The following is a 25,884-nucleotide window of genomic DNA, read 5'->3' as shown; positions in this document are numbered from 1 at the left end:
TCAAAACACCCAGTTAAAAAAGCGTGTTAAGAAACCCGGACGCTGGCGACTGCCGAGCAGGCCATCGCCCAGGTAACTGATTTCGGCCGCGGCAATCCGGGTCGACAGGACGGTGTTGTCCCGGGAGATATCCTCGGGTCGAATCCGCCCTGAAACCCGGATGTGTTGGGTTTCATTGTTGAACTCGATGCGCTGTTCGCCGCGCACCAGCAGTTCACCGTTGGGCAACACCTGCTCGACCACCGCCGAGACACTGGCCACCAGGCTGCCCTGGCGACTGATCGAACCGCTGGCATCGGAATTGTTGCGCAACTCGAGATTGCCGAAGTCCAGGTTGTCGGTTTTTTCCAGGCGCCCGGCAACGTCCATCGACTTGCGGGTGCGGGTATCGGCACTGGTGGTCGATGACGCCTCCTCGACGATCAGTATGGTGACGCTCTGCCCGACGCCAACAGCCCGGTGATCGCTCACCAGCGACGGAAAGTTGCGCAGGGTTTTGGCACCGGTCGCCGGCGCCGGCCAGGCTGCCGGCCCGACCGCTTCCCGTTCGGGTTGCTGCGGTTTATCGGCACAGCCGACCAACAGACTAAAAAGGCAGGCGCCAATCACCGCCGCCGCGCTGCGATAGCGGTCGGTACGGCGGCGACCGCCGGTTGAATTGCGTGGTGATATCAGCATCTCAGTTAACCCTCGCTATGCCTTTGTCAATCACAACGGCGTTATAGGAGGCGCCGCTGGCGGGATTTTCCACCGCTATGGACTCCGCTATATGGCCGTCTGCCCTCGCCTTTCCCTGCACTTTGATCGCCACCGAACCCTGGCGCGCGTACACCGTAATCAACTGTCCCCGGGAGACCGCCGGCACCGGCTCCAGATGGTCCTGCAGTAACACAGACCCCTTTTGCAACGCCCGCTTCAGGCGCAGTGCCGGCAGCGCTGCCGGCACCAGCGGTTGGCCGCGCAGGGTCGCCAGGTCAATAACTTCCGCGCGCAAATCCCCGGCGGTGGGGGTATGGCGGGCGGGAAGACCGCGCCGCGCGGTTAACACCGGCGCCGGCGCCTGCACGGCAAACCACACCGGCAGTGTCTGGAAGCGGTTGGCGTCGACAAAGATATCCACCCATACGCAGATGCGCTGTGCCAGCCGCACCGCAGTCGACAGCCGCGGTCGCACCTCGAGCGCACCGGCGGGCACCAGCAGCGACTGGGTTTGCGCCCGCACCGGTGTCACCACCGCGGTGGGAAATCGCGGCCGCAGCCAATCCTCGAGATGCGTCTGTGCCTGTTGCACTGCCGCCGCCGTCGCATAGGGCACGCCGGTGGCGCGAATGCGAGTCCTGGTCTCACCGCGCCAACGCAACGAGGCAACCAGGGCGGGGAAGTGGCGGGCGATCTGCCGGTCGACATCGATGCGCCGGACGTGCGCCTGTTGCCCCGGGCGCGGCGCCAGCCCCAACGGCAGTCCCTGCAACTGCCGCCGCTGTTCGACATCGGTCTCGATATCAGCAACGTCGCCCAGGGTATAGGTGGTTGCCTGCACTACGGCTCCCGTCTTGAAACTGAGAGTGATCGCCGCATCGGCGTTATCGCCGCTCCCGTGCAGCGGCATCGACACAACCGTGACCAACAGCAGGTAACCGATCGGCAACAGACGCTTCATCGTCGACCTCAACGGCGCAGGTTATTGATGATGCCGAGCATCTCGTCGGCGGCCTGGATAACTTTTGCCCCCATCTCGTAGCCCCGTTGCGCCACCATCATATTGGTGAGTTCCTCAATCAGGCTGACGTTGGAGGCTTCCAAAAACCCCTGGGCCAACACGCCAAAATCATCTTCACCCGGCGCACCGTAAAAGGCGTCGCCCGAGGCGCCCGACACGGCGTAGAGATTGTCACCCATAGGGGTCAGGCCGCCGGGATTCATAAACGCCGCCAGTTCGATCACACCCAATTCCAGCGGCTGGTCGCGTTCGGGCAGCAGCACCGACACCACACCTTCCGGGCTCACCAGCACATCCTGCGCATCGGCCGGTATCTGCAAAGCCGGATTCAACGGATAACCGTCGGCATTGACCAGCAACCCCTCGGCATCAATCTGCAGGTGACCGGTGCGCGAATAGGCCGCACCGCCGTCGGGCAACAACACTTCAAAAAAACCCTTGCCCTGAATCAACAGGTCCAGGTTGCGATCGGTGCCCTTGGCTTCGCCCTGGCTGAATATTTTCTCGATGGCCGCGGTGGTGGTACCCAGACCCACCGGGTGGGTCAGATCGGGGCGCACCAGCGTCCCCGCCGCGGCCGCCAATTCCCGGTACATCAGGTCTTCGAATTCCACCTTGCTCTTTTTAAAACCGGTGGTATTGGCATTGGAAAGGTTGTTGGCGATCACATCGACATGGGTCTGATGCGCTTGCATACTGCCGGCGGAAATATGGAATGCGTCTAACATAGGTGAATGCCCTGTTGATTGAATACCCGGGATCGCGCAGACCCCGCCTGTCTTTTCGTTAGTTAGCACCTAGAATTCAGCAATGGTGGAGATAGCCGAACCGATCATATCGTCATAGCCTTTGAGCACTTTCGATGTGGTTTCAAAATGCCGCAAGGTCGTCATCATAGCCACCATCTCTTCCATGACATTGACATTGGAGGCTTCGGCGTAACCCTGGCGGATCGCCACGGCCTCGAGCGGCTGCGCGCGCTGCCCGGCGGCAGGCACCCAGAGTCCGCCGCTGCGCCTTTGCAATGCGCCGGCGTCGTTAAAGCCCACCACCCGCAATTGACCGGCGTAGTCGCCCTCTTCGTACACCCTGCCCTGCCGGTCGACGGTCACATTGCCGCCGCGCAGTAAGAGTTCGCCCTCTTCACCGTTGACCACCAGGCCGCGGTCATTGACCAGGCGTCCGGCAGCATCCAGCGTGAAAGCACCGCGGCGGGTGTAGCTGGCGCCCTCGCTGCCGAGCAACTCAAAAAAACCCTCACCCTCAATGGCGAGATCGAGCGGGTTGCCGGTAAAATGTAACGCGCCCGGGGCGTGATCCGCCTGTGTCTCGACACTGGGCGCCCAGGGTGACACTGCGGCGCCGGCAGTCATGGTGTTGAATTGAGAGTCAAACAACGTGCCGAACAGACGCGTCACCGCCTGCTCCCGCTTAAAACCCGCCGTGGTGGCGTTGGCCAGATTGTGGCTCAAAATATCGAGCCGCTGCATATCGTTGATCAACGCCAGTTCGCTCACCTGCAACGCCGTTGTCATGGGTTGTTCTCCTCTTGTAAAAAGGCTGCGTCCGCCGCATAAACCTGCGCCAGCAGAATCGCCACCAACTCGTACAAACTCGGATCGATAGCGGCGTCCAACGGCAGGCGATACAGTTGCTGTAGCAACGCTTCGTCCTGCACCAGCGCCGGGCCCGACACCAGCGACTCGCTCTCATCCAATACCGCCTGCGCCGCCACGCCGGCGCTTTTTAACACGACCCGGGGCGGGCCGGCCTCGGGGTCGTATTGCAGGCCCACCACCCGCCTGACTGTTTTATCCGGCACGACCATCGCCTACATCAACTGACTTAAACTGTCTTGAGTGACGTAGTGCTCAACCACTGATCGCACCACATCGTTGTCCGCCTGGCCGACCTGGTAGCGCACTTCGTCGACACGCCAACCCCATTGTTGCAGCGCCGCCTCGAGTGTAGCCAGGCGCGCGCCGAGAAACTCGGCACTCTCGATCTCCGCCGCCGTGATCTCCAGGCGCAGGTGACGGTCGGCCACCCGGGCGAGGATATCGACCTGTCCCAACTGGCGGGTGTTGAGAGAGAGCACGACTTTGCGGTATTGCAGGGCGGCGTCCGGGTCGGACCGGGGGCTATCGCCGGTAGCGCCACCGCCGGCGGACTTTGTCTTTGTCTTTGTCTTTTGCGAAAACAGCGCCAGGGAAACCTCCACCAGTTCACCGCCAAACCAGACTGGCAGGTGCAGCAGCCGGTGTGCCACTGAGGAGTCGGTCTGACTGTTCAATACCCAGTGGCCCAACTGCCACTCGCGTCGCTGTTGCGCCGCCGCAGCATCCTGCCGCCGCATGCCGGCATCGGATTGCAGTGATTCTGTGCCCCGCGGCGGCTGTTCAGAAACCCGCTGTGGCACTTCAGCATCAGCTCGCGGCGTCTCGCGGTTGCCTGCAGTTGGCAGCGGCGCGGTCCCCGTCCCTTGGCGGCGATCGTTAAAATTAATCAGTTGCGCCAGGATCGGCGTCAGTGCCGCCACCATTTGCGGCTCGGCGGCGGGCGCGCCACCGCTAGCCGCAGCAGGCACCAGCGCCGGTCCCTGGAATGCAGTCAGGCGAGTGGCGCCGGCGTCGAGTCCCGCCAGTGCCCGGTGCACCGCTCTTACCAGCAAAGGGTCCAGCGGCAGACCCAGTTTTTGTGTCAGCAGCGCACTGGTGGCCACCGGTCGCGGGTCGCCGAGTTGGCGCTGCAACTGCTGGAGCTGGCGGGCAGCGGCGGGCGGCAGCGGCAGTTGATGTTGTGCAAACAGGGCGGCGTTGCCGCCCTGCTCGGCGCCGCCGCGGGCAACCGCCGGCAGCGCCGATTCTGGCGCCGTGGCAGCCGGCGCCGCACCACTGGGAAACAGGCGCTGCAGATGGACTTTTTCATCGAGGGCGACAACCCGGCCATAGAGCACTTCACCGGTCTTTAACGGCAGACTGCTGTCGACCACCCGCTCCTGAGCGCCGAAGTTGACGCCGTAACGGCTGCCCTCATAGTGGCGCATCACCTTGCCCTTCAGAATCTGGCCCAGGGTCAGCGTCGATGTGAACTCGGCATCGGAGCGAAACGCCAGCGAGCGGTCGGCGCCGGTGAGGCTCTGTTGCAAACTGTCCAGCACATTGGTAATCGTCATACGCTCACCATACCGTGCGATTGCACATTGACGCTGGGCGGTACTTCAGACATCGACAGCACGGCCAGGTGAGGAATGGAACGCTCGGTAATGCGGCGGATATGGCGGCGCAGCTCCGGTGAACACAACAACACCGGCGCCAGGCTGGCACCGAGCATCCTCTCCGCCTGTGCCGCCAGTCGCGTCAGCACCTGTTCGGCGAAAGACGGCTCCATGATCAACAAACTGCGATCGGCCTCGCGACGCAGGCTGGTGGCTATCTGCTGCTCCACTTTCGGATCGAATACCAACACCTGCAGCTCACTGCCTTTGACCAGGGGCTGGCAGATTGCCGGCCCCAACTTCTGTCGCACCAGTTCGGTCAGCAGCTCCGGGTCCTTGGTCTGTTTACCTTCGTCTACCAGCACTTCGAGAATCATTTCGAGGTTGCGAATAGAGACTTTTTCCCGCAGCAAACGCTGTAAGACTTTTTGCACGTCGCCCATGGAGAGCACACCCGGCAACAGTTCCTCCACCAGCCCCGCGTTGCTGGTTTTGACCCGCGCCACCAGGCGCTCGGTCTCGGCGCGGGTCAGCAGGTTGGGGCTGTGCTGGCGAATCAGCTCGGTCAGGTGAGTGACCAAGACGCTGATGGGTTCGATCACCGTATAACCGGCCTCCTTGGCGGCGGGCTTTTGGGCGTCGGTTATCCACACCGCCGGCATATTGAAAGTCGGGTCCTGGGTCTCGATACCCGCCACCGCGCTGGTGACGTTGCCCGGATTGATCGCCATCACGCGGTCCGGCAGGATATCGCCGGCGCCGACCTTGGCACCGTAAATCCAGACTTCGTATTGGTTGGGCGGCAGTTTTTTATCGTCTTTGGCGCGCAGGCGGGGCATGACAAACCCCATGTCCAACGCGTACTGCTTGCGAAAGGCGCTGACTCTGTCCATCATCAGGCTGTCGGCGCCGGTAAACATCGATACCAGGTCCATGCCGACCCGCAACTCCAGCGCCTCGATCGGCAGCATATCGTAGATGTCTTCCTCGGCCTCCAGCGCCGGTGCCGTGTCACCGTCGGTATCGGGCTGGTCCGCCCGGTTGCGCAGCGTCACGAACAACAGCAAGCTGAAGACGCCGAGCAGCATCACCACCGGAAAGGCGGGAATACCCGGAATCATCAACGCCAGCACCAGGGCCACGCAAATCAGGGCCAGAATCTTGGGGAAGGCGGTGACCTGGCGGGATATTTCGCGGCTGAGAAATGCATCCGAGGCCGCCCGCGTAACGATGATGCCGGTGCCGGTAGAAATTACCAGTGCCGGAATCTGCGTCACGATACCGTCGCCGATGGTCAACAGGGTAAACGTCTCCAGCGCCTCGCCCCACTCCATCCCGCGCTGCGCCACACCGATGGTCAGGCCGCCGATAATGTCGATCAGAATTATGATAATGCCGGCGATGGCATCACCTTTGACAAATTTGGAGGCGCCGTCCATAGCACCATAGAAGTTGGTTTCCTTTTCAATTTGCTGGCGGCGCTCCTGGGCCTGTTGCTCGGTAATCAGCCCCATATTGAGATCGGCGTCGATGCTCATCTGCTTGCCGGGCATACCGTCCAGGGTAAAGCGCGCGGCCACCTCCGCCACCCGCTGCGCGCCATTGGTGACCACCACGTACTGAACCACAATCAGCACCAGAAACACGATCATGCCGATAACGTAGTTGCCGCCCACCACATGGGTGCCGATGGTCTCGATGACCCGACCGGCATCCGCATCGGATAGGATCAGACGGGTGGCGGCAATATTGAGCGACAGGCGAAACAGCGTGACGATCAACAGCAGTGATGGAAAAGTGGAAAACTGCAGCGGCTTGTCGACATAAAAGGTCAGCAGCAACACCAACAGGGCGAAGGTCAGGTTGGTGATCAGCAGAAAGTCCAGCAGCGCCGGCGGAATCGGCATAAACAAGACCATCAAAATGCCAATGACCCCGAATACCAGCACCAGGTCCGACTGGTTGCCAAAGCGCAGGCGCAGGGCTTCCATCATCCGCGCGCCCTCCCGCTGCCGGCGACATCTGCCGCCTGGCGCTGCAGGAACACCCAGGCCAGAATTTTGGCCAGGGCCGGAAACAGCGCTTCGGGAATCCAGGCGTCCACTTCGCCCTCCCTGAACAGGGCGCGCGCCAGTGGCTTGTTTTCGACAACCGGCACCCCGTGCCGCACCGCCAGCCGTCGCATCTCGGCGGCCAGGTCGCCACCGCCCATGGCGGTAATACGCGGCGCCGGCATGGTCTCGCTGTTATACTGCAGGGCGACCGCCAGGTGGGTGGGATTGGTGATCAGCACATCGGCATCCGGTACCCGTCGCACGGCGCCGGCGCGCTTCACCGCCTCTTTTTGCAGTTGCCGCCGGCGCGCGCGAATCTGCGGGTCACCCTCGCGACGTTTGACTTCCTCTTTCAGTTCGCGGCGGCTCATGCGCATTTGCTGGCCGAAGTCCCAGCGGCTGTACATCAAGTCGATCAGCGCTATCAACAAGATGACCCCCAGCAGTTTGTAGGCGAGGCTGCGGCCGTGATCCATCAACAGCGGGGTATAGGCGGCGGGATCGACATCCAGCAGCACCATCAACTTGGGTACCAGCAGCTGAAATGAAAAATACATTACCGCGCCGAAGGTGGCGATTTTGATCAACGTCTTGACCGATTCGAACAGTAATTTTTTCGAAAACAGGCGTTTAAAACCACTGACAGGATTCAGACGATTGAAGTCGGGCTTGATCGGAAAGAAGGAAAAAATCGGTCCCGTCTGAAACAGATTGGCCAGGATGGCCGTCAACATCAACGCCATCACCAATGGCCACAGGACACTGACCAGGGCACTGAACGAGTAATCGAACAACCCGATGGCGGTGGGGATGTCGAAGTCGATACGGTGGGCGTTGGCAAACAACTCGCGATACAACGCCAGCATCCGCTCCACCATGGCCTCTCCCATAAAGTAGGTGACCACCAGCGCCACCGACAACAGCAGCAACGAATTGATCTCCAGGCTCTTTGCCACCTGGCCCCGCTTGCGGGCCTCCCTCAGCTTAAAGGGAGTAGCCGGCTCGGTGCGATCCTGTTCCTGTTCCGATCCCGCGGCCATTCAGATTTATCCCAGCACTCGTTCCCAATAGCGGAAAATGGATGCAAATACCCGTTTCAGCAACGGACTCATATAATTCAACGACAGCGCCAGCACCACCAGGCCGACAAAGATTTTCAGCGGTAAACCGACGATAAAAATATTGACCTGGGGCATGGTGCGGGCAGAGACCGCCAAGCCGACATCCAACAGCAGCAGACTGAAAACGGCCGGCGCCACCAGCATCAGGCCAAAGGTAAACATGATGCCAAACTGCATAACCACCTCATCAATGCGCAAAGCGCCGGGGCTCTGCCCGATGGGCACCTGTTGCAAAGAGAAGGCGATACCGCGAATCAACAGGTGATGGCCGTCGAGCAGAAAGAACGTCATCACCGCCATCAGATTGAGAATCGTACCCAACAGCGGTCCCTGGGTCTGGGTGGCGGGATCGATAAGATTGGCCACCCCGAAGCCCATTTGGAAATCGAGGATACGTCCGCCAAAAAGAAACACCGCAAACGCCGCAAACAGCCCGAACGCCATCACCGCGCCGATCAACAGCTCCTGCGCGGCGGCGATAAACCATTCGGAAAGCGTCTGCGGCAGGGTTGCGGGAGTCGCGCTCAGCCCGGCAATCAACATAAACGCCAGCGCCAGGAAAAACAGCGTACGTACCGTAACCGGCATGGGCGCCGCCACGAACAACGGCGTCAGTAAAAACAGCGCACTCAAGCGAATAAACATGAGCAACACCGCTGATATGACAAGCATATCGGCTTCAATGCGCATAACCACCCTTACGACTTTAGTTATAATATATTTTTATGAAAACGAGTCTTTTATATGTTGACTTTACACGTGAACCATACTCCCTATGGGCCCGCCAACCGCGTTTACGGGTCGGCAGATTAAAAATATATGGGGATATTTCCGATAACCGTGGTGGCGAACTCAAGCAACATCGCCATCATCCAGGGACCAAATGCGATCAATGTCAGCGCTACGGTTAGAATTTTCGGCACGAAGGTCAGCGACATTTCCTGTATCTGCGTCACCACCTGAAAAACGCTGATAAGTAAACCAACCAGCATACTTAATCCCAACACCGGGGCCGCCATCCAAATGCCTGTCCACAGCATCTCATTGGTCAACGCCAGCGCAAAATCCGTGCTCATACCGGTAATCCCCTGAAAATCACTTATCCGTCAGACAAAACTCACCCGCGACTGCGACAACGGTTGTCGGGCAGTTTATTCACACAATCCAGTTACTTTGGTGAGTACTTTACGTTAGTGCTTTACGTTAGTGCTTTACGTTAGTGCTTTACGTTAGTGCTTTACGTCAGTACTTTGGTCGCTGCTATGGTTACTTGTTTGATTACTTTTGGTTACTTTTGGTTACCGTGAATACATACTGTCTAAATTCTGCTGTCTGCTATTCACTGTAATTCGCTGTCTAATAAACAGCTGGTTCACCTAAACCCCACGTCGATTGCCCGGATATTGTTATTTGGCAATCACGATGCAGTATTATTGCGACGTTTCTCACAAACTTGCAACAGCCTGTCGATAGGAATTATGGCTTTTTTTTATGACTGTTTTTTTTCGCGCTTTGGATTTTTTTCAAAACGCTGATAAATGTTTATTCTATCTCTTTGATTAACAGTGATTTTATAAAATGCGCACCAAAGGAAAACACCCGCCTGCCGGGGGGATCACCACAAATAATATTGGCACTAAAATTATCTTTCTATTCCGGCGGGTTTCACGTACTTTGTAGCAGACCGATGCTTCCCCACAATCCCACAAGGCTGAATGTCTAATGACAGAGAAATCCACAGTAGAACTCCAGGCCCAGTTGGCGCAGGCGACCAGCCAGGCCAAGGCCGGTAAACTCGACAGCGCCATGCAAACCTTGAAAGACATTCTGCAACAGCAACCCGATCACGAGTTGAGCCTGGGGATGCTGGCCTCCATCTACCTGCAACTGGGCATGCACGTCCAGGCGATCGCGCACTATGAAAAATTGTTGGACTGTTCACCGGACAATCCACTGGCCAGGTTCCAGTTGGGTATGGCGCTGTTGAGCACGAATGAGCCCGAACAGGCGCTGGCAACCTGGGAACCTTTGCTGGCTATGGAAAACGAGTTTATGGCACACTTCCACAGTGCTCTGGCACTGCTGCAACTGGGCCGCCATGCCGAAGCTGCCACCAGACTGCGCACCGCCCGGGAACATATGCCGGACTCCCACCCTCTGCGCCCCAGGCTGCTGGAGTTGCAGGCTAAGCTAACCCAACATTGACAACCGGAAACCCGCCACCATGGAAACCACAGCCAAGACCGCCGCTGCCGGCGACGAAGAGATTCGCCGCTACGAAGCCTACATCAAGCACGACCCTGACAACCGGCTGTTGTGGGTGAGCCTGGGCGATCTCTACCACAGCAGGGGTTTGTTTGAAGAAGCCAGCGCCTGCTTTGAAAAATGCCTGCTTCTCGATCGGGGCGACAGCGTGGCGAAAAGTCGGCTGGCTGCCGTGTTTATCAGCCAACACCGGTTTCAGGACGCCGAAGTCGCGTTGCGGTCCGTTGTCGACAGCGGCGATACCAATCCAGCGCTGCTGCACAACCTGGGCCTGACACTTTTTTATCAGGCTCGCTTCAAAGAGGCACAGACGCAGTTTGAACAGGCGCGCCGGGCCGGCCTGACCGCAGCCAACAACCTGGCTTACACAGTCTACAGTCTGCACAAACAGAGCGAGACCGCAGCGGCGCTGGCGCTGGCCGAGCAGTGGCTGCAGGAATCACCGGGGGCGGCTACCGAGGGCTACGTATCGATGTTGGAGATGGATCACGGCGATATGGACGCCGCCCGTGCGCGCGCCGATCAGGTGTTGCAAACGCAGCCCACCAATCCCGACGCCAATGTTGTGCTCGGCACCTGGCATACGGAACAGCAGGACATAGACAAGGCCGTCGCGCATTTTAAACAGGTCGTGGAGGCCGAGCCGGACAACCCCCGCGGCTGGCAGGGACTGGGACTGGCGCATATGTACCGACAGCAGTTTCCCGAGGCGATTGCCGCCATCGAAAAAGCCCTGGCACTGATGCCCGGCTACGCCACCAACCATCTTATTATCGGCTGGGCCAAGCTCGCCAACAAAGACGCCGTTGGTGCCGAGCAGGCGTTTCGCGAGGCGATAACGGCCAATCGCACCTTTGCCGAGGCACATGGCGGCCTGGCATCGGCACTGGTTTTTCAAAATCGTCAGGAAGAGGCACGGCAGGAAATAAAACGGGCCATGGGCCTGGATCCCAAGGGTTTTGGCGCCGTATTCGCGCAGTCGGTCACACTGCAACTCAAAGGCAAGGGCCAGCAGGCCACCAAACTGCTGGGCAAACTGTTGCAACAACAGCCCCTGCCCCGCTCCAAACCCATGATTGCCCATATCCAGGACTACCTGCGCACCCAGGGACATCAGGCCGTGCACACCGCCCCCGCAAAAGCACTGGCGCCGGAAAACGCCCGTAAAAAGTGACGGGACAGACCAATAGTGTGGCGTCGTTAACAGTACTGCGAGCGCAACAACCTAGAATGCTCCTAGGGTAAATAGGTAGATGTCTAAATAAAAACACCACCCGGGCAAGCACCATCATTCCCTGTTCCCTGTAGTAAGAAGTATCAACTTGAACAACTTGACTGCGCCGCGCCGGGTACCAGACTGGAGTATCTGTCTTATGGGTAAATCGTTGCGTTATCTACTGGGATTGGGCCTTGCAGCCGGTCTCCTGTACGGCTGCGGCGGCGGCTCCGGCGGTTCGTCAGACGACGGCGAATCACCGGATACCACGGTGACCTTCGCCGGCTTGACGACCCAGGCCCAGGTCACCACCGACAATGCACCGGCGTTTACCGCCGCTGTATTGACCAACAGTATCGCCGGCGCCTCACCATCCGCCGTCATTGGCGTAGCGGCCAGGGACGACCAAGCCGCGGCCCCCAAAAACCCCATCTACACCGGCAGCAGCAGCCGTATGTACACCGGCGGGAGTGAGGGTGCCGCCAACCCTCTGTTCACTGAGTCCAGTCGTGTGGATATCCGCTCGGTATTGTCGGCGGCGGCCACTGCCATCACGGTCGACCCCATTACCCAGAACTGCGCCGATGGCGGCAGCATTACCGTAGAGATGAGCGTCGACCCAGACAGCAGCAGCTTCACCGGCGAGGTAACCTTTGCCAATTGTGTCGAGGCGGGGCTGACCAGCAACGGCACCATGGCCCTCAGCGGCACGCTCAATCCCGACACCGAGACGATAAACGGACTGATAACACTGGCGTTTACGAGCTTCACTACAAAGTCACAGGGCAGCGAAAGCACTGCAGCCGTCGACATTACACTCAACGGGTCTATGGCCTGCGAACTTACCACCCTGCCGTTCGCTTTTGGCTGCACGCAGAACTTTGATCTGCGGGACAATCTCGGCAACGAGACTTTCAGAACCGAAGATCTGGCAGTGGTGCTCAGCACGGTTACCGGCGGTTCGGCTGTCGCTATCACAGGCAAGTTCTACCACCCCGACCACGGCTATATCGAAACCATTACCCCCACCGACCTTATCTGGCTGGCCGGCGATCCCTGGCCCTCTTCCGGAGCGCTCAGATTACTGGGGGCCGACGATTCAAGCGCCCGCGTCACCGTTATCGACAGCACGCAGTATATGCTCGAGGTCGATAACGACGGCGACGGGGTGTTTGAGAGCAATGCCATAGAGGACTGGCCCTGATCATCGCCGCGGCGCCGACCCGATAATTGCCGGTAGCACCGCCGGCATTTATCGCTATTTTCTGTATCATTCAATCGGTAAGTCGTTCACTTGACACCTCGATCCCCAGTGTACCCACTCTCGCGACAAGCGCTTGAACCGGAGGCCGGCCCGGCCACCTTACAGTATCCGAGTGTCACCACAAATGTTTAGTGCCGGTGCAAAAAAAGACTGGCCGGGAAAAATACCGCCAAGGTATAAATCACCTGCCAGCGAAAACACAGCGTGATATAGTGGAGCGCCCGTAAAGGGTACGTCGCCCCCTGACTCACAGGACCGGTTATGAACGCAGCAACAAACCCGTACGCTGACAGCAACTAAGCGAGCAAAACCGGCGAATACCCTATGCTATCGCTATGCTCGGCAGATAGACCTGACAGGATAGCCCCAGAGACAGAATCGATTAACAAGGAGCCTCAAATGGAAGCGAGTACCCAACTCACCCCCGACGAACTGATGCACCTGGCGCTCCATGCCACTCAACACGATAACCCCGAAAAAGCACTGTCACATCTCAAACACCTGCTGCAGGTGGAACCCGACAACGGTAAGGCCATCTACCTGATGGGCGCCCTGCATGCAGAAATCGGTATGCATGAACAGGCCGCTGAGGAAATGACCCGGGCGGTGTCCCTCGCCCCCGAGTTGACCACCGCCCGCTTCCAATTGGGTCTGCTGCATATCACCGCCGGCCGCATCGAGGCCGCGCGGGAAGTCTGGAGCGGCCTTGATGCGCTCGGCGACGAGGACCCGCTCTACCTGTTCAAAACCGGCCTGTTGCACTTGGTAAACGACGAGTTCAGCGACTCTGTCCGCCTGCTACAGGCTGGTATCGACCACAACCAACTGAACGAAGATTTGAACAATGACATGCGCAGGGTAATGGAGGACGCGCGCAAGGCTGCCGGCGCGACCGCACCGGCGGCAACTACGGCACCGGCAGCAGTGGGCGAGACAGCGACGGCGAGCGGCGCCGGTCAACGCATGCTGCTGTCGGTCTATGAGCGTGACGCTGAGGACGACGGCTAGCGGCAGACTTCACCCGTGGCGGTTCAGCGCCGCTACAGTCAGGCCGGCTAGGGGATAGCTATTACGAAAGGGCTATTACGAAAGGGCTATCACAAAAAAGCGACGACAAGAAAAGCAACTGCAGGAAAACCAACCACAGGAAAAACGCCCGCTATGGACCCGGTTAATGGCCTGAGCCAGATCGTGCAGATTCTCCGACAAAAACTGGCCGAACGCAGCAGCGCGACCAGGCGCCTGCGGGACGGCGCGCCGGCGGGGACCGACACTGGCCCCAAACCGGCCGCCAAATCGAGCCTGGCAGACATCAAACGCAAAATCGGCGAGCGTATACGCGCTCTGCCGGACGAGGAGAGGGAAGAGGCCCGCGCCGTACAAGTCTTTGTCGAGGCGGTTATGGTCTGGGAGTTCGGCGATCAGTTATTACAGGATCCGCAGTTTTCCGCACTGTCGAAAGAGGTGGCGCAAAGTATGGCCGATCACCCCCAGATAAGCCAGCCACTGCGTTTGTTAATACGGGAGTTTCGCAGTAGCTGGTGATTCGACCAGAAGATATTTTCACGCTGGCGGCACCCAGGCCCCGAGGGGCCGTTCCGGATCGAGACCGTGCCGGTTAAGCACACCAAAACCCGCTCTGGGTGAAAAGATTAACTGGTCGGAGTAGTCGTGTCCCGTCACTAACGCGCACTCAGAGCCGGAGCATTGGCGCGGTTGACCAAACCACCACCTCATCTACAATTATTTCTGACTGAACCCGGACGGAGCACCCTGACATGATGGCCGACAGCCACCCCCTGGCACGGGAATTTTATGATCGACTGCGTGCCGATGACCAGTTGCTCGAGTGGATCGAACAAGGGGCCTCGACCGGCATCTGGTACCGGGACCTGGAACGCCATGACCATCAATGGTTGAGCCCGCGGCTGCAGTTGATATTCGGCCTTGATGACGGCGAGACACCATCGCCCCCGCAGTTGCCGCAGGAAAGTCGCTCGGCGCAAGAGGCTGAGCACTCGGGTGATCATCCCGACCAGCCCGGTGACCGGCTTCTGCGCTGCCGGCATCGCAACGGCAAAACAATCTGGGTACGCCATCGACAATTGACCATTCGAAATGCCGACGGTACCCCGATCCGCTCGATCGGGGTATATACCGATGTAACCGCTGAAAAACTGCATGAACTGGAACTGGAACGCTCTAATCAGGAGTTGTCGACGTTCGCCTATGTCGCCTCCCATGACTTGAAATCGCCGCTCAGGGCCATCAAACAGCTGGCGGCCTGGATCGAGGAAGACCTTGACAGTGTCTCCGACAGTGTTGCCGAAAACCTGGCACTGATGAAAAACCGTATTCTGCGCATGGAAACACTGCTGCAGGACCTGCTGGCCTACTCGCGTATCGGCCGGCTTGAACGTCGAACCGAAGTCGTGGATACACTGGCATCAATCAAAGGTATTTTCGCACTTTTGGATGTACCCCCGGACTTCAGGATGGTAACTGAGGGCGATTTCCCCTGCTTAACCACGCTGAAAGCACCGTTTGAACAGGTGATGAGAAACCTGATTGACAACGCCGTCAAACACAGAAAAAGTGCGGCCGGCACTGTCACCCTATCCGTGCGGGAAAATGACGATTTCTTCGAGTTTCGCGTCACAGATGACGGACCTGGGATACCGGAAAGGTTCCAGGAGAAAGTATTCGAGATATTCCAAACACTGCAACCCAGGGACCGCGTCGAAGGCAGCGGTATGGGGCTGGCGATCGTCAAGAAAATTGTCGAGACTCATGGGGGCAGCATTAAACTGGAACCTGTAGCGGCTGCTGAGCCGGCGCACCCCGACAGCGCGGGGAGTTCGGGTACATCCTTCGTATTCACTTGGCCGAAAGCCGTCGTCGGGTGAAAGCGACCCACCCCACACAGCCTTCCCACGCAGCGGGCAAACTCACCGATGCAACGGCAGCTCGATAAGGCGCCAATAGTCACTCAGTTTTTCTACCAGGCCGGTAAATTCCTCCGCCACCCGGGACTTGACCAGATAACCGGCAACATTTTTACTGTAAGCGCCAGCAACATCTTCATCGGCACTGGAGGTGGTCAGGACAAAAACCAGGGAGCTGGCAAGTTTTGGATCGTTCCGCAACGCCGCTAAAAATTCCAGGCCATTCATGCGAGGCATGTTGATATCGAGCAAAATCAAACATGAATGTGTCAAAGCCTCTTCTCGCCGCAAAATATCGAGCGCCTCGATACCGTCATGCGCCCGTATCAACGGGTTGTTGATGTTCAGTTTCTTCAGCGCCCGTTTTACACTGATAACGTCCACATCATCATCATCGACCAGCAGGAGGGTGACGCCGGTCGCCAGCCTGCCGTTACCGCTCATCGAGCGTCCCCCTTTACTCTTATGCTTGCCACTTTTACCGTCCCCCTCACCACTATTCACTTTCGCTTCAGCGCTCTCACGGCGCACCGCTGTCGCTTTAATCGCTCGCATGGCGACCATAATACCGCAGCAGTAATCGACCGGGACCAGCTACACATCGGAGTCTTCCAATACGTTCTGCAGCCCTTTTCTGTCTATTGCGTAGTCTATACTGCGTACTAACAATTGGCTCGACAGCTCCTCCTTATTGAGAAAGTCAAAGACATCAGTAGTGAGAAACTCTGTATCCAGGCCTTTCTCGGAGTAGGCCGATAAAATAACAATGGGCAGCTCAATATTCTGGCTGTGAAGTTTTTGCGTGAAGTCTTTGGCCGTTCCTGCCGAAAGCCGATAATCGACCAGGCAGATATCAACTGGGGTCCTGCCGGCAATATCAACCGCCTCGTCAATCTCAGAGCAGGGAATCACATCAAAGCTGCGGTTCTCCACTGTGGTCAGCAGCTTTTCAATAAACTTTCGATCAAAGCTGTCGTCATCCAATAACAGCACTTTCAGGCTACTGTGCTTCAGGCCACGCCGACTTTGCCGGTCCGTTCGGTTTAACAGTGAACTCCTCAGTTGTTCCTGCGCCCGGTGCAATGCATTTTCCACAAATCGCAATCTGGATATATTGGTAATGGTGATCAATACGTCGGCCCGAACCTCCGCAGCGTCAGCCTGATAGGAAACAATACGCACCAATAGCGCATGATCGTTGCGACTCATAATGTCTTTTTCGATCGACTTGCTGCCGCCGCTGCTGACCATAGCAATATCGGTCAAGAAGTCATCATATAGCAGATCGTGGGAGATATGGTGAAAGGGTCGCCCGATGTCGCCTCGGCGCAGATTGATATAAACCGCGGCGCCGGGCGTATATCTGCGGATTGTAAGATGCTCATCAAGGAATATGATACCGATATCAGCAGCGCTGATAACACTATCGAGGTCGTCGTTGGCGGCGGTAAGCTGGATAATTTTTTCCTGATATTCACTGTTTACCGTGTACAACTCCTCGTTTACCGACTGCAACTCTTCATTGGTGCTTTGCAACTCCTCGTTAGCCGACATCAGTTCCTCATTCGCCGACTGTAACTCTTCGTTGGTGGTTTCCAACTCCTCAATGGTAACCTGTAAATGCTCCTGCTTTTTCATCAGTTCCTGTTCCAGGTCCCTGATACGCTGTTGCGACTGTTCAGTGGCATCAAATGCGATGCCGCTCGCCACTTTAACCGGTTTGATCTCGTCGGTATACTTGATAAACTGCACGACATAGTAATGGGGCGCATTGGGAAGATCACTTTCCCTGACATACAAAATTGACAGGTCAATGTAGACTTTCTCGGTGTCGGAAAAACTCAGGGCCACACCCTTATAGAGCACATCTTCCTCGCTCCTTTCACATCGATGCAAGCCGGTCGATACCGCCACACTCAGCTCGTCGACCACCATATCCTTTATGTTATTACTGATACGGCCGGCCGTTATACCTTTTGTATACTGAGATACATCGCCATAAACATGTATCGCATCGAACAAATCATTCAGGACGATGCAGTCAGGCGAATACTCTCTGATCAGCCTCTCCACCACACCACTCAACTGCCCCGCCGCCAACAGCCGACCGGGTTTCATTGCGGCGGGTACAGGAGCCATTGCCCCTCCCACGCGACCGGCTTGCAGGTTTGTCCTCAGGGGCGGCGAATGGCCGATGGGAACCCGCACGTTACTGATTTTTCTGTATATTCTGGCGCGTTCGTCGATAGTCTCAAAATGGGACTGCAGATCGCCAAGCGACTCAGAACTGCCCAAAAACAGGATGCCCTCGGTGCGTAGCGCAAAGTACAATGATGACAATACCCGTTTCTGCGCGGAATGTTGAAAATAAATAAGGGCGTTGCGGCAGGACACCATATCGATATTGGAAAAAGGGGGATCCTCTATCATGTTGTGCGTGGCAAAGATGACCATTTGCCGCAATCGTTTGGAGACTACGTACCTTTGATCTCTGATTTCAAAGTACTTCTCTAATCTCTGCGCAGAGACATCGTGAACAACATCGGCCGAGTAAACGCCGCTGCTGGCCTCGGCGATTGATTGCTCATCGACGTCAGTTGCAAAAATTTTTACCCGGCAGTCTAGCTTTCTATAACCAATGGCTTCATCGAGCAGAATGGCCAGGGAATAAGCTTCTTCACCGGTCGAGCAACCGGCTATCCAAAACCGAATCTCACCCCCATCGCCCGCTTTCGCAGTGAGCTCTGGAATCACACTGTCGGCAATCGTCGCAAAAGGCTCATCATCGCGGAAAAAACGCGTAACGCCAATGAGTAATTCTTTACTAAGTATCTGTAACTCGCGCGGCGATTCCATCAGCAGACGCAGGTAGGCATCCAGCGAGGTGAGCTGATTGATACCCAGGCGCCGCTCTATGCGCCGGGCAACTGTCGAGGCTTTGTACTGGGAAAAGTTGATGGAGGACTGCTTTTCAAGCAGTCTAAATATCTCCACCAATGTCTGGTCATTATCGTCAATGGAGTACTTCAGCGGCGAGTCGGTACCGGAGATAAACGGGTGGCTGATGAAACTCACCAGATTGGCACCCATTTCGGCCGGCAGCAACAGCATATCAGTCAGGCCTGCATTGTGGGCACTGATTGGCATACCGTCGAACTTCGCCGACGCCGGGTCCTGCACGATGACCAGGCCACCACTCTCCTTAAGTGCCTTGATACCCTTGGTGCCATCGCTGCCGGTGCCGGATAGTACTATGCCGATAGCGCGGTGCTGTTGATCTTCAGCCAATGACCTCAAAAAGGTATCAATCGGCATATGCAGGTGGCTGTCGGGCATTTGCTCGGAGAGCAGTAGCTTGCCCTCAGCCATCAGCATATTCTTGCGCGGCGGCATCAGGTACACACAGTTGGAGTGTACCTCGATAGCATCGGTCACCTGGCAAATGGGCATCGATGTGTGTTTGCTCAACAGCTCCGGCATCATGCTTTTGAAGTCCGGTGACAGATGTTGAACGATGACAAAGGCCGCTCCCGTATCATTCGGCAAACCGCCGAAAAACTCCTGCAGTGCCTCCAGGCCACCAGCCGATGCCCCTACCCCTACATAGTGAGAAGGATGCCCGGTTTGTTGTTTTGTTGTGGTCATAGTCTCCCTACTGATTGCAATACCAGTGGTAGTTACCCCGTACCACTGTCAAGGTGAACGACAGCATCGCTGTAAGGTGCAATATCTAACAGTTTCTCAATGCTCGCCCGCTCGAGCGGTTGATAGAAGTAAAACCCCTGCTGATAGTTGCAGTTGTGTTGCAGCAACCACTCTTTGACGGCCAGATTATCGACTCCCTCGGCGACGACTTTGAGATCGAGCGCTTCAGCGAGATTGATGATCGCCGAGACTATTTTCCGATCGCTTTCATCGTCCATTACATCTTTGGTAAAAGATCGGTCGATCTTCACATATTGCAGTGGCATATCCCGCAGACAGGCCAGCGATGAATAGCCGGTGCCAAAATCGTCCAGCGACAGGGAAAAACCCATTTTGCGTAGTTCTTTCAAGGTCGCTGCCGCCAGGCCCGGATCGTCAATCAATGCCGTTTCTGTGACCTCCAATACAATTCGATTGGGTTCGATACCGTGAGACAGGCAACATTGATGTATGTAGAACGCCAAGTTTTTATTGCGAAACTGCTTTGCAGATAGATTAATGGAAATCGGTATCGGTCCTTTGGCCCGCTTCCAGGAAGTTATCGTGCTGAAAATCTCTTCGAACAACCATTCGGAAAACTCGCTGATCAGACCCGATTCCTCTATCATTTTTATAAACTTTTCCGGACTGACGTCATCCGCATCAGGATGTCGCCAGCGGGTGAGCGCTTCCAGCCCGACAATTTTGCCACTAACCGCATCGACCTGTGGCTGGTACACCACCCTAAAATCCCGCCGGCTTCGCTCTTTCAGGCTTTGTCTCAGGTGGATATGAAGATCGGCGTCCTTATCCAGTTCCGCCGTGTAAAACTTGTATTGATTACGCCCCGCTTCCTTGGCCTTATACAGGGCAACATCTGCCTGTTTCAACAGCACTTTTGTAGTGGTCTCCTTGCTCTGTGCCACGGCAATACCGATGCTGCCGGTCACGTAAATGCGCCGTTCACCGATGACAAACGGCTGGTTGAGAGCACTGATTGCTTTGTCGGCCACGGCGGTTATGCCGCTGAGGTTTTGGACGTTGGTCAACACCAGCGTAAATTCGTCGCCCCCCAGCCGGGCAATAGTGTCGGCTTTGCGCAGCGCAGTCCTGAGCCGATCAGCCACTTCTTTCAGCAACTGGTCGCCGACATCGTGGCCCAGGGTATCGTTGATGAGCTTGAATTCGTCCAGGTCGAGAAACATAAGCACAACCGACCCAAAACGTTCGATCCCGGTTAAAGCAAGCTCCAGGCGGTCATTGAAAAAGGCGCGATTGATAAGCCCGGTCAGTTGGTCTTTCTCGGCAATCTCCTGCAGACGCCTCTCATTGTTCAGATGATCGGTGACATCGTTAAATGTCATAATCAGGCCGCTGGTCTCGCCGGTTTCCTCGTAGAGGCTGCAGGCGTTGGCCTTTACCCAAACGATCTTGCCGAGCGGCGACTGTAAACGAAACTCACCTTCATAGGCGCCAGAGAGCGTGGTTTCACTGCGCAGGCTGTCCAGCACCCGGTCGACATCATCAATATGGAGACCCTGCATCCAACCGGTACCCTTGGCTTCCGCCGGCGTCATTTGACAGTATTCACACCAGGTGTCGTTGGCGTAGGTGCATTGCCAGTTGCGATTCAACTGCAAAATACCCACCGGCGCCAGATTGGTTAACACCTGAAAGCGCTGTAAGGTGCTGTGGTATTCGGTGGCGGATTTCATCCTCTCCGAAATATCATTCATCACCAGACCCCGCAGCACCTGGTCGCGACGCCGCAGCTCAAAGGCACTCAGGTCCACCAGTATTTTGTCGCCGTTGGCCCGCAGGGTGGTGACGCCTCGCCATACCGTTGCGCACTTGCTCGTTTCGGCACAACTGCCGGTGCCGTGCTCAATCAGACGCTGCTCCATTAAAGGGGCGCCCTTTGGCATAAACTGCTTCAGCGGAGCACCGATCACTTCGGTGCGTGGTATGCCGAGCATTGATGCGGCGGCGCTGTTGCACATCACCACCTCTTCCATATCGTTAATAACCAGGACACCGTTAAACAAGGCATCGAGAAATTCCAACGAGAACTCCGGTGTGTCCGCCAGGGTCAAACTTTTTACCGTGGCTCTTTTCTTGGCGGCGCGCAGCAGGCAGTTGGCCGCGGCAATAAACGGTCGAATCCGGGTCTCACACGCCGCGTCAAAACCGCCGTCCACATTGCACAGGTAAAGCACGGCGTGTATGTAACAGGCATCGACCAGGGGTATGCAAAAACAATTGGTGATCTGCGGGTGATCGTGCGGTACCGGGTTGAGGGCGTCACCGATATCGTTGTCGAACAGGCAGCGACCTGAGAGGAGCCGCGGCTGGACGGCGGCTGGCATGCGGTCACTCGTGCATGTATTTTCCACCTCCTGCAAAACGCCGCTATCTTGGCGGTAACACCCCACCAGCTCCCAGGGGATGGCATCGCCGTCAGAGTCACGGCACTGGTACACATACCCGAAGGCAGCGCCGAACAACTCCATTAGCTGACTCAGACATCTCGACAGCACCTCTGTCGCGCTCGGCTCGGTGAGGAGCATTCGCTCCACTGCTGCGATGGCGGAGCGCAACTGATTATCGGTGCGACGTGACATCTATATCTCTGATTATGCCGTTTAGCTCGGTTTTACTTAATTGTAAATGGCTTTTTTTGTCCAATAGCAACGCCCGGAAAGACAACGACTGTAGAGTCAATCCTGCCGCGCGGATGTGGCGCATTTGACTTTATAATAAGAAGCATAGCCTGATTCTGGTCTGATAGCGGGGTAAAAGAGGGTCTCAGCTCAAATCTTTTTCATAGTCTGTCTTCAGGCTGAGCAGCAGCGACTGCGCCATGCTGCGATCGCCGAGCACGACAGCAGGGGAAAATCCCTCGGTAAAAAAGTCGGTAAATCCCTCGATTTTGACCGGTGCCCTGGTATCCAGATTGAGAAATCCCATCGTCCAATCGGGAAACAATCTGGTGTCAATGGCGTAATCGATCGAAAGGCTCACTCCGGTGTGGCGACAATCCGATACGATGCGATTGTCGAGCAGGTCGAAAATAACATCCTTGGCACCTTCGAGGACCTGCATAAAAGACTGTTTGTAGTACAGGAGCATACCGGTAACCTGAATGCTATGGTTATTGGCACGCGATTTGGTGAGAATGTCCATCAGGCTCACCTGAGATATGTCGCTTGCGGCCCGACTGGTATAAATCAATGTGTGCACGGCAACACCCTCCCCGCCCTGGACTTTTCCGTCACTCTTGCCCTATGTAATTAGCACATCTGGGGCCGGTGTCAAATTTGTGGCGACCCGACGTACCGGCCGATGACCGCGGCCGATGTTGCTTGTCGCTGTAGTCGTCAGACCGTATCGAAATGGATTTCAAACGGTGTCAGTAGCGCCGCGGCCCATGCCGGCGGTGGCGGTCGGTTTATCTGGATAAGTCCCTGGCGCACGGTGGCCACGACGCGAAACGGATTGGTCGCCAGGGTATTGTCCAGCAACCTGACCTGGTCGCACAGTGGCAGGGCACTCCTCACATGATTCAGCAAGCGCGGGACCCGCTGCTCCACTTTCTCATCGGGCACGTCGTGACCGCCCTCGGCTACCCGCTGGGATATGCGGGCCTTATTGAGCGCGATGGAATCGAGATGAATAAAGACGAGTATGACCTCGTAGCCAAGGGCCTTGGCCTCGGCAATAAAGTCTATTTTTGACGGATGGGAAAAAACGGTTTCAAAACAAAAGCTGCGCCCTTCGTACAGCAGATTGCGCCTTATACGCTCGGCCACTTTGGCGGCATCATAGCTGTGAGCCTCCGGCGCCTTGGGATACAACTCACGAGCGATCAGGTCGGCATTGACAAACGGCAACCCCAATTTTTCGAGTCTGGTTCGGTAGAAGGTGCTTTTGCCCGCGCCGTTGCCGCCGGTCAGCATCCAAAGCTGTTTATCGCTCAAATTACTGGTCTGTTACCGGTGTGAACACACCGCCGTTAAACTGTCCCACTGTCACCCGACCGTCGGCGCTGATCCGCTCCAACTGACCGGGGTGGGATACCGAAGCCTGATAACGCACCGCTGCGCCGCTGACCAGCACCGGCAAAACGCCGGCCTGGCGATCGTCCTCGAGTGCTTCAAATACACTGTCGGGGTCTACCGGCGCGGTAATAACCGGTTCCACTGTCAGTTTGGCAGCACCGGAAATCACGCTGAGCAGATTATCGGGGGTGAGGACATTGGAGACCCTGCGGCCGATGGACGCCCAGTATTCCACCTGTTCGGCGGCACTGCGGTGACTCAATTTTGCCATTACGACTGCGTCCTGCATCAGCTCTTCCTGTACTCTCAGTGGCGATGTGGCCTTGGCCATGGCATAGCTCCCGGATTGGACAGCGGTTAATGTAGCAGAATGCTACAGCAAAGTCATCTCTGGGGCCAGTACAGACTGAAAAGTCATGAAAGATAATTTGCCTGTCAAAATAAAGTAAAATGCGCCAAGTTCACTCTATGTCGCCACCTAAGTGACGCACACCACAGGCGATCACGTCAAACCGGCCTGCCTGCCGCAACCGCTTCGATAATGGCTACCGCCTGTTCTATGCCCCGCTCATCGCGCAGGCGCGCGGCCAAACGACCGGCATTGGCACGAAAACTACCGTCGGCGGTCGCCGCGGTGATGGCGGCAGCCAAACGCTCGCTGGTCAACTGCTTGCGCGGCACCGGGGCGGGCCCAACACCCAGCGCAACGCAACGGGCCGCCCAGAAAGGCTGGTCGGCAAAAAACGGACACACTATCGAGGGTGTGCCCGCATACAGGCCGGCGGCCGTGGTACCGGCGCCGCCGTGATGCACCACCGCCGCCATCCGCGGCAACAACCAGTGGTGCGGCGCTTGTTCGATCCCAAATACCGTAGCGGGCAGGCTATCGGACTGCAGCCCTCCCCAGCCGGATGCCAGCAGGCCGCGTCGGCCCGACAGTCTGAGCGCCTCCACCACCAGTGCCGACAACGCCTTGGGATCGCGCCCGGCCATACTGCCGAAACCGATATAGACCGGCGGTTCGCCGGCGGCCAGAAACTCGGCCAGCGCCGGCGGCGGGAACCAATCATCGCCGGATTCCAACGGCCAATAACCGGTGGTATGAGCGTGCGCCGGCCAATCACCCGGCCTCGGGACCACCTGCGCGCTAAACCCGTGCAGGACCGGAATCGGCGCGCCGGCGCTGGTGTAGCGTATATCGCCGGCACGCGGCGATGAGGGCAGTCCCAACCATTGGCGCCGAAACCGGTTCAGAACCTTGGTGTAGGCACGCAAACCCGCCGCCACCAGGCCATACGTCAGTTTGTTATATACCCGACCCAGACTCCGGGCCGGCATGCCGGCGGCGGGGAAGATACCGGTGGGCACCAGCATGGGTTGCAGTGCGGCCAACACCGCGGGCACACCCAGTGCCTCGGCGATATGCGGCGCTGCCATCATTTTGGGATGGTAGAGAACAACGTCCGGCGAGGTTTCGCGCGCTGCCTGCCAGGCGTCCACCATGGTCTGCCAGTTTAGGGGTTTGGCGGCCCGGGTCAGCTTCAACCCCGCCCGCAGACCGCCCAGCACACCGGCACCACCCTCTAGCAACAGGCGGACCTCCTGCGTATCCTTGAGGTTCAACAGGTCATCGCTCACCGGTGCAAAGCCGACGCCCTGTTCGACGATCAGCCCTTTATAGTGACTTGCGGTACACAGTGTCACCTGATGACCGGCGCGCTGTAAGCCGAGGGCCAGGGCGATAAAAGGCTCTATATCGCCGCGCGATCCATACGTGAGAATAAGCACTCTCATGCCAAGACATCCGTGACACACATCCGCATCCCTATATCAGCCATTCGAGAAGCGGATGGGCGGCACGGGTCAGCAACACTACAGCGGAGGCCATTGGCTGCTAACCTGTCGGACCGACAACGGCCTCCGCGCCACAGCATTTGCAGCACGGCCAGTCCGCGGCCGGCTCGGCGGCGAGAGCCCGGCCATTCTGTCAGTTTATCTGCAACCATCTGTTCACTTGAAATTGAAACCCTCTAAAAGCCGATCGATTATCGATCTTTACCGGCTGTGTCAGCTTACCGGCGGTCTGACAAGTATCCGGCATCGAGACGGTCGGCTTCAACCCGCTCGCCTTGAAGTACGATCTCAGTCCCGCCAAGTCCGCTTTTACGCAACTGCCGAAAGTCATACCCAGAACGTCTCGTAGAAAGTCGATCGCCCCTGTCGATAACGCTATGTTGCTGCCGCGAGACGGCAATCACCGCCCCCGGTTTCGCGCTCGGTTTACCAGTGGCGTATCGGGCCGGTGAAACGCCACCCACACCGCTATAACGGAGACGTTAT

23 protein-coding genes are annotated in these 25,884 nt (G+C 57.3%); 6 read left to right on the top strand and 17 right to left on the bottom strand.

Going from position 1 to position 25,884, the window contains the following annotated elements; genetic code table 11:
- The 10 genes from FKG94_RS17025 to FKG94_RS16980 form a co-directional block, all read right to left on the bottom strand.
- A complete protein-coding gene (locus FKG94_RS17025; protein ID WP_142905533.1) occupies positions 1-678 on the bottom strand; it encodes a flagellar basal body L-ring protein FlgH in 678 nt (225 codons plus the stop codon).
- Between the two features lies 1 nt (position 679).
- On the bottom strand, positions 680-1,660 hold the full coding sequence (gene flgA, locus FKG94_RS17020; RefSeq protein ID WP_142905532.1) for a flagellar basal body P-ring formation chaperone FlgA: 981 nt from the start codon (positions 1,658-1,660) through the stop codon (positions 680-682).
- An 8-nt stretch (positions 1,661-1,668) separates the two neighbouring features.
- Complete coding sequence (gene flgG, locus FKG94_RS17015; protein WP_142905531.1) at positions 1,669-2,448, bottom strand: flagellar basal-body rod protein FlgG; 780 nt, start codon at positions 2,446-2,448, stop codon at positions 1,669-1,671.
- 69 nt (positions 2,449-2,517) lie between these two features.
- The gene (locus tag FKG94_RS17010) at positions 2,518-3,255 is read right to left on the bottom strand and encodes a flagellar hook-basal body protein (protein WP_142905530.1); all 738 of its coding nucleotides are present in this window, start codon (positions 3,253-3,255) and stop codon (positions 2,518-2,520) included.
- The gene (locus FKG94_RS17005) at positions 3,252-3,542 is read right to left on the bottom strand and encodes a flagellar protein FhlB (protein WP_179957690.1); all 291 of its coding nucleotides are present in this window, start codon (positions 3,540-3,542) and stop codon (positions 3,252-3,254) included. The genes FKG94_RS17010 and FKG94_RS17005 overlap by 4 nt, the downstream gene beginning before the upstream one ends.
- A 9-nt stretch (positions 3,543-3,551) precedes the next feature.
- Positions 3,552-4,895 (bottom strand): flagellar hook-length control protein FliK, encoded by a 1,344-nt coding sequence (gene fliK, locus FKG94_RS17000; protein ID WP_142905528.1) that lies wholly within the window; start codon positions 4,893-4,895, stop codon positions 3,552-3,554.
- Positions 4,892-6,931, bottom strand: a complete 2,040-nt coding sequence (flhA, locus tag FKG94_RS16995; protein WP_218943561.1) for a flagellar biosynthesis protein FlhA — start codon at positions 6,929-6,931, stop codon at positions 4,892-4,894. Before flhA ends, fliK begins: the two co-directional genes overlap by 4 nt.
- Positions 6,928-8,031 carry a flagellar biosynthesis protein FlhB gene (gene flhB / locus FKG94_RS16990; protein WP_142905527.1) on the bottom strand — a complete coding sequence of 368 codons (1,104 nt, stop codon included), beginning with the start codon at positions 8,029-8,031 and terminating at the stop codon, positions 6,928-6,930. The genes flhA and flhB overlap by 4 nt, the downstream gene beginning before the upstream one ends.
- 6 nt (positions 8,032-8,037) lie before the next feature.
- A complete protein-coding gene (gene fliR, locus FKG94_RS16985) occupies positions 8,038-8,802 on the bottom strand; it encodes a flagellar biosynthetic protein FliR (protein WP_142905526.1) in 765 nt (254 codons plus the stop codon).
- A 119-nt stretch (positions 8,803-8,921) separates the two neighbouring features.
- Positions 8,922-9,188, bottom strand: a complete 267-nt coding sequence (locus FKG94_RS16980; RefSeq protein ID WP_142905525.1) for a flagellar biosynthetic protein FliQ — start codon at positions 9,186-9,188, stop codon at positions 8,922-8,924.
- 646 nt (positions 9,189-9,834) lie between these two features.
- On the opposite strand from FKG94_RS16980, the gene FKG94_RS16975 reads away from it, so the two are divergent.
- The 6 genes from FKG94_RS16975 (at position 9,835) to FKG94_RS16950 (ending at position 15,763) form a co-directional block, all read left to right on the top strand.
- Complete coding sequence (locus FKG94_RS16975; protein ID WP_142905524.1) at positions 9,835-10,317, top strand: tetratricopeptide repeat protein; 483 nt, start codon at positions 9,835-9,837, stop codon at positions 10,315-10,317.
- 19 nt (positions 10,318-10,336) lie between these two features.
- A complete protein-coding gene (locus FKG94_RS16970; RefSeq protein ID WP_142905523.1) occupies positions 10,337-11,551 on the top strand; it encodes a tetratricopeptide repeat protein in 1,215 nt (404 codons plus the stop codon).
- Between the two features lie 199 nt (positions 11,552-11,750).
- Complete coding sequence (locus tag FKG94_RS16965; RefSeq protein ID WP_142905522.1) at positions 11,751-12,797, top strand: hypothetical protein; 1,047 nt, start codon at positions 11,751-11,753, stop codon at positions 12,795-12,797.
- A 459-nt stretch (positions 12,798-13,256) separates the two neighbouring features.
- Positions 13,257-13,865 carry a tetratricopeptide repeat protein gene (locus FKG94_RS16960; protein ID WP_179957689.1) on the top strand — a complete coding sequence of 203 codons (609 nt, stop codon included), beginning with the start codon at positions 13,257-13,259 and terminating at the stop codon, positions 13,863-13,865.
- A gap of 153 nt (positions 13,866-14,018) precedes the next feature.
- Positions 14,019-14,402, top strand: a complete 384-nt coding sequence (locus FKG94_RS16955; RefSeq protein ID WP_142905520.1) for a hypothetical protein — start codon at positions 14,019-14,021, stop codon at positions 14,400-14,402.
- A gap of 233 nt (positions 14,403-14,635) precedes the next feature.
- Complete coding sequence (locus tag FKG94_RS16950) at positions 14,636-15,763, top strand: sensor histidine kinase (RefSeq protein WP_142905519.1); 1,128 nt, start codon at positions 14,636-14,638, stop codon at positions 15,761-15,763.
- A 42-nt stretch (positions 15,764-15,805) separates the two neighbouring features.
- On the opposite strand, the gene FKG94_RS16945 is transcribed toward FKG94_RS16950, so the two are convergent.
- From FKG94_RS16945 to FKG94_RS16915, 7 genes are all read right to left on the bottom strand, one after another.
- Entirely contained in the window at positions 15,806-16,357 is a 552-nt protein-coding gene (locus tag FKG94_RS16945; RefSeq protein ID WP_246125223.1) for a response regulator, read from the bottom strand.
- A gap of 39 nt (positions 16,358-16,396) precedes the next feature.
- The gene (locus FKG94_RS16940) at positions 16,397-19,447 is read right to left on the bottom strand and encodes a chemotaxis protein CheB (RefSeq protein WP_142905518.1); all 3,051 of its coding nucleotides are present in this window, start codon (positions 19,445-19,447) and stop codon (positions 16,397-16,399) included.
- 32 nt (positions 19,448-19,479) lie between these two features.
- Positions 19,480-22,107 (bottom strand): EAL domain-containing protein, encoded by a 2,628-nt coding sequence (locus FKG94_RS16935; RefSeq protein WP_142905517.1) that lies wholly within the window; start codon positions 22,105-22,107, stop codon positions 19,480-19,482.
- 184 nt (positions 22,108-22,291) lie between these two features.
- Positions 22,292-22,726 (bottom strand): BLUF domain-containing protein, encoded by a 435-nt coding sequence (locus tag FKG94_RS16930; RefSeq protein ID WP_142905516.1) that lies wholly within the window; start codon positions 22,724-22,726, stop codon positions 22,292-22,294.
- A 137-nt stretch (positions 22,727-22,863) separates the two neighbouring features.
- The gene (locus FKG94_RS16925; RefSeq protein WP_218943560.1) at positions 22,864-23,463 is read right to left on the bottom strand and encodes an ATPase; all 600 of its coding nucleotides are present in this window, start codon (positions 23,461-23,463) and stop codon (positions 22,864-22,866) included.
- Position 23,464: 1 nt separating this feature from the next.
- Positions 23,465-23,875: a TA system antitoxin ParD family protein gene (locus FKG94_RS16920; RefSeq protein ID WP_142905515.1), complete on the bottom strand. Its 411-nt coding sequence runs from the start codon at positions 23,873-23,875 to the stop codon at positions 23,465-23,467.
- Between the two features lie 176 nt (positions 23,876-24,051).
- A complete protein-coding gene (locus FKG94_RS16915; RefSeq protein ID WP_142905514.1) occupies positions 24,052-25,338 on the bottom strand; it encodes a glycosyltransferase in 1,287 nt (428 codons plus the stop codon).
- Between the last annotated feature and the right edge of the window lie 546 nt (positions 25,339-25,884).

The sequence above is a fragment of the Exilibacterium tricleocarpae genome, assembly GCF_007004655.1.
Classification (GTDB): domain Bacteria; phylum Pseudomonadota; class Gammaproteobacteria; order Pseudomonadales; family Cellvibrionaceae; genus Exilibacterium; species Exilibacterium tricleocarpae.
The sequence above is the reverse complement of the archived record's forward strand: the minus strand, read 5'-3'. Positions and strand labels throughout refer to the sequence as shown.

Bases quoted from the DNA above. Each gene is read 5' to 3' on its own strand.
- FKG94_RS16980 (WP_142905525.1), bottom strand. From the start codon at position 9,188: ATGAGCACGGATTTTGCGCTGGCGTTGACCAATGAGATGCTGTGGACA.
- FKG94_RS17025 (WP_142905533.1), bottom strand. From the start codon at position 678: ATGCTGATATCACCACGCAATTCAACCGGCGGTCGCCGCCGTACCGAC.
- FKG94_RS16960 (WP_179957689.1), top strand. From the start codon at position 13,257: ATGGAAGCGAGTACCCAACTCACCCCCGACGAACTGATGCACCTGGCG.
- FKG94_RS17010 (WP_142905530.1), bottom strand. From the start codon at position 3,255: ATGACAACGGCGTTGCAGGTGAGCGAACTGGCGTTGATCAACGATATG.
- flgG (WP_142905531.1), bottom strand. From the start codon at position 2,448: ATGTTAGACGCATTCCATATTTCCGCCGGCAGTATGCAAGCGCATCAG.
- FKG94_RS16920 (WP_142905515.1), bottom strand. From the start codon at position 23,875: ATGGCCAAGGCCACATCGCCACTGAGAGTACAGGAAGAGCTGATGCAG.
- FKG94_RS16950 (WP_142905519.1), top strand. From the start codon at position 14,636: ATGATGGCCGACAGCCACCCCCTGGCACGGGAATTTTATGATCGACTG.
- FKG94_RS16970 (WP_142905523.1), top strand. From the start codon at position 10,337: ATGGAAACCACAGCCAAGACCGCCGCTGCCGGCGACGAAGAGATTCGC.
- flhB (WP_142905527.1), bottom strand. From the start codon at position 8,031: ATGGCCGCGGGATCGGAACAGGAACAGGATCGCACCGAGCCGGCTACT.
- FKG94_RS16945 (WP_246125223.1), bottom strand. From the start codon at position 16,357: ATGCGAGCGATTAAAGCGACAGCGGTGCGCCGTGAGAGCGCTGAAGCG.
- FKG94_RS16940 (WP_142905518.1), bottom strand. From the start codon at position 19,447: ATGACCACAACAAAACAACAAACCGGGCATCCTTCTCACTATGTAGGG.
- fliK (WP_142905528.1), bottom strand. From the start codon at position 4,895: ATGACGATTACCAATGTGCTGGACAGTTTGCAACAGAGCCTCACCGGC.
- FKG94_RS16955 (WP_142905520.1), top strand. From the start codon at position 14,019: ATGGACCCGGTTAATGGCCTGAGCCAGATCGTGCAGATTCTCCGACAA.
- FKG94_RS16915 (WP_142905514.1), bottom strand. From the start codon at position 25,338: ATGAGAGTGCTTATTCTCACGTATGGATCGCGCGGCGATATAGAGCCT.
- FKG94_RS16965 (WP_142905522.1), top strand. From the start codon at position 11,751: ATGGGTAAATCGTTGCGTTATCTACTGGGATTGGGCCTTGCAGCCGGT.
- FKG94_RS16935 (WP_142905517.1), bottom strand. From the start codon at position 22,107: ATGTCACGTCGCACCGATAATCAGTTGCGCTCCGCCATCGCAGCAGTG.
- flhA (WP_218943561.1), bottom strand. From the start codon at position 6,931: ATGATGGAAGCCCTGCGCCTGCGCTTTGGCAACCAGTCGGACCTGGTG.
- fliR (WP_142905526.1), bottom strand. From the start codon at position 8,802: ATGCGCATTGAAGCCGATATGCTTGTCATATCAGCGGTGTTGCTCATG.
- flgA (WP_142905532.1), bottom strand. From the start codon at position 1,660: ATGAAGCGTCTGTTGCCGATCGGTTACCTGCTGTTGGTCACGGTTGTG.
- FKG94_RS16975 (WP_142905524.1), top strand. From the start codon at position 9,835: ATGACAGAGAAATCCACAGTAGAACTCCAGGCCCAGTTGGCGCAGGCG.